The sequence below is a fragment of the Actinokineospora sp. genome (assembly GCF_050699995.1).
GTDB lineage: Bacteria > Actinomycetota > Actinomycetes > Mycobacteriales > Pseudonocardiaceae > Actinokineospora.
Genome location: NZ_JBOHGC010000300.1, coordinates 1 through 2001, shown reverse-complemented (window position 1 = coordinate 2001; position 2001 = coordinate 1). Strand labels below are relative to the sequence as shown.

The following is a 2001-nucleotide window of genomic DNA, read 5'->3' as shown; positions in this document are numbered from 1 at the left end:
CCGACAGGCCGCGCGGCTGTCCGAGCTGTTCAGTGTCCGTTTGCCTGCGACCTCGGTCGTCTCGGTGCACGAGTTCGACAATGAGGCTGCGTGATGGGCGCGGCAGGGGTTCGGGCCGCATTGGCTTGCGCGGTGCTGGTGTCGGTGTCGGCGTGTGTTCCCGCCGCTGGTTCGCAGAAGGCTTCACCGGATGCGGTCGGATTGCTGGCCGCGTTGGGTGAGTCGCGCACCGAGGACACCGGAGCGCATTACGACCGTGACGCTTGGGGTGGTTGGGCTTCCCATGGTGGGGGCTGCAACACCCGTGAGGTGGTGCTCGCCGAGCAGGCCGTGACGGGTAGCCCGTTCAAGCGTGGCAAGGGTTGTACCCCGCTGTGCCCGGTTGCGGCAGGTTCCGCCCCGGTGCCGTGTTGGGTGTCTCGCTATGACGGTGTGTCCGTTGTGGACCCGAACGGGTTGCAGGTCGATCACGTGGTTCCGGTGAAGGAGGCCAACCGGTCCGGTGCCCGTGGCTGGTCCGCCGAGCGGCGCGCGGAGTTCTACAACGACCACGCGAACCTGTGGGCTGTGACGGGCAAGTCGAACGGGTCCAAGTCCGACAAGGACCCCGGCAGGTGGAGGCCCGCCGATCGCACGTCGTGGTGCGCCTACGCCACCGCCTACGCCCAGGTGAAGGCCAAGTATCGGTTGCACGTCGACGCGGCGGAGTTGGCTGGTCTGCGGTCGATGTTGAACACCTGCCCGGCCGGTGGTGTCCGATGAGGATCACCGACGACGCGATGATCAGCGACCGGACCCGGCATGAGGCGCACACGGTGCGCTCGGGTGAGACCTACGGGCCGTGGACGGTGTCGTGGCTGCCGGAGCGGTTCATCAACCGCAACCAGGCGATCACCGCGATGACGCTCGCCGAGACCGTCGCGGGCGTCCTGCTGACGACCCACGACGTGACGATGTGGGCGGTCATCGACGACTGGGCCGCCGAGTTGGGCCTGACCGGCCCGGACGCGGTCGGCCGCATCGCACACCACGGCTACTGGGGTGGTACCCGATGAGCACCGGCAAGTGGGTCCTGCTGGCTGTCGCGGTCGTCGCGATGGCTGGACACAAGCCGACCGGACACCCGGTCACGACGACCGCACCGACCAGGCCCGCGCTGACCAAGCCCGCAACGGCCGAGCCCACCGTGGACCCGGACGGGCCGACACGGCCCAATGGGTTGCCGTGGGAGTACAGCTACGAGTGCGACCTGAAGGGGCACCCGTTCAACGTGTACCCGGACACCCCGGTGATGCGCCGCGCCGCCATCGCGGGGTGCGAACTGCCGCCCGACTGGCCTGCCGACGCCAAGCCGCCCAAGCCGATCGGGACGAGGTGAGCAGGCGATGACCTGCCCTGACTGCAACGGAAACCGCACCTCGTGTTCGACCTGCGGAGGAGACGGCGTGGTCCCCGACTGGCTCGCCGACACCACCGTGAACGGTGCTGCCGCCGCGTCCACTTGGCGACGCCGGAAGGACTAGCCGCCGCCTGAGGACAGAAGACCAACGATCACCGGGAGATCGCACGTGAACACCGACCACGACCCGATACCGGGGACCGACTGCCCGAACTGTGAGTGCGAGTTCGGCCACGCCCCCGGTTGCCCGCGCGGTGGCCGAACCGAGAGGAGGTGAGCGGCCATGTGTCCCGAGGGTTGTTACAAGCACTACGACCCGAAGACCGGCACCTGGGTGTGCTGCAAGTGCAAGCGCTGAGAACCGATCAGGAGGTGAAACCCATGAACACCAACAACATCGGCCAGATGAGCACCACCCGGACCGGCGACCCTTCCGCCAAGAAAACCCGCCAGTCCGGGGCTCCCACCCACCAGCAGGCGAATGGAGAGAACCCCATGATGCTCGATGCCCTGTCCACCGGCCCACTGTGGGCCGCCATGTACGAACAGGAACGCGACGAGCACCGCGTCACCGTCGACTGGGCCGGTGGCCTGTCGCTGGA

General features: G+C 68.0%; 4 protein-coding genes. All 4 read left to right on the top strand.

What is annotated here, in order from left to right; translation table 11 throughout:
* Positions 1 to 93: 93 nt before the first annotated feature.
* A complete protein-coding gene (locus ACRDSQ_RS15115) occupies positions 94 to 762 on the top strand; it encodes an HNH endonuclease family protein (RefSeq protein WP_431421768.1) in 669 nt (222 codons plus the stop codon).
* The gene (locus ACRDSQ_RS15110) at positions 759 to 1055 is read left to right on the top strand and encodes a hypothetical protein (protein WP_431421767.1); all 297 of its coding nucleotides are present in this window, start codon (positions 759 to 761) and stop codon (positions 1053 to 1055) included. The genes ACRDSQ_RS15115 and ACRDSQ_RS15110 overlap by 4 nt, the downstream gene beginning before the upstream one ends.
* On the top strand, positions 1052 to 1378 hold the full coding sequence (locus tag ACRDSQ_RS15105) for a hypothetical protein (RefSeq protein ID WP_431421765.1): 327 nt from the start codon (positions 1052 to 1054) through the stop codon (positions 1376 to 1378). Before ACRDSQ_RS15110 ends, ACRDSQ_RS15105 begins: the two co-directional genes overlap by 4 nt.
* A gap of 402 nt (positions 1379 to 1780) precedes the next feature.
* On the top strand, positions 1781 to 2001 hold a 221-nt coding region (locus ACRDSQ_RS15100; protein ID WP_431421764.1), incomplete at its 3' end, for a hypothetical protein.

What these genes read in the sequence shown, in the direction of transcription:
- ACRDSQ_RS15110 (WP_431421767.1), top strand. Translation starts at nt 759, where the DNA reads ATGAGGATCACCGACGACGCGATGATCAGCGACCGGACCCGGCATGAG.
- ACRDSQ_RS15115 (WP_431421768.1), top strand. Translation starts at nt 94, where the DNA reads ATGGGCGCGGCAGGGGTTCGGGCCGCATTGGCTTGCGCGGTGCTGGTG.
- ACRDSQ_RS15105 (WP_431421765.1), top strand. Translation starts at nt 1,052, where the DNA reads ATGAGCACCGGCAAGTGGGTCCTGCTGGCTGTCGCGGTCGTCGCGATG.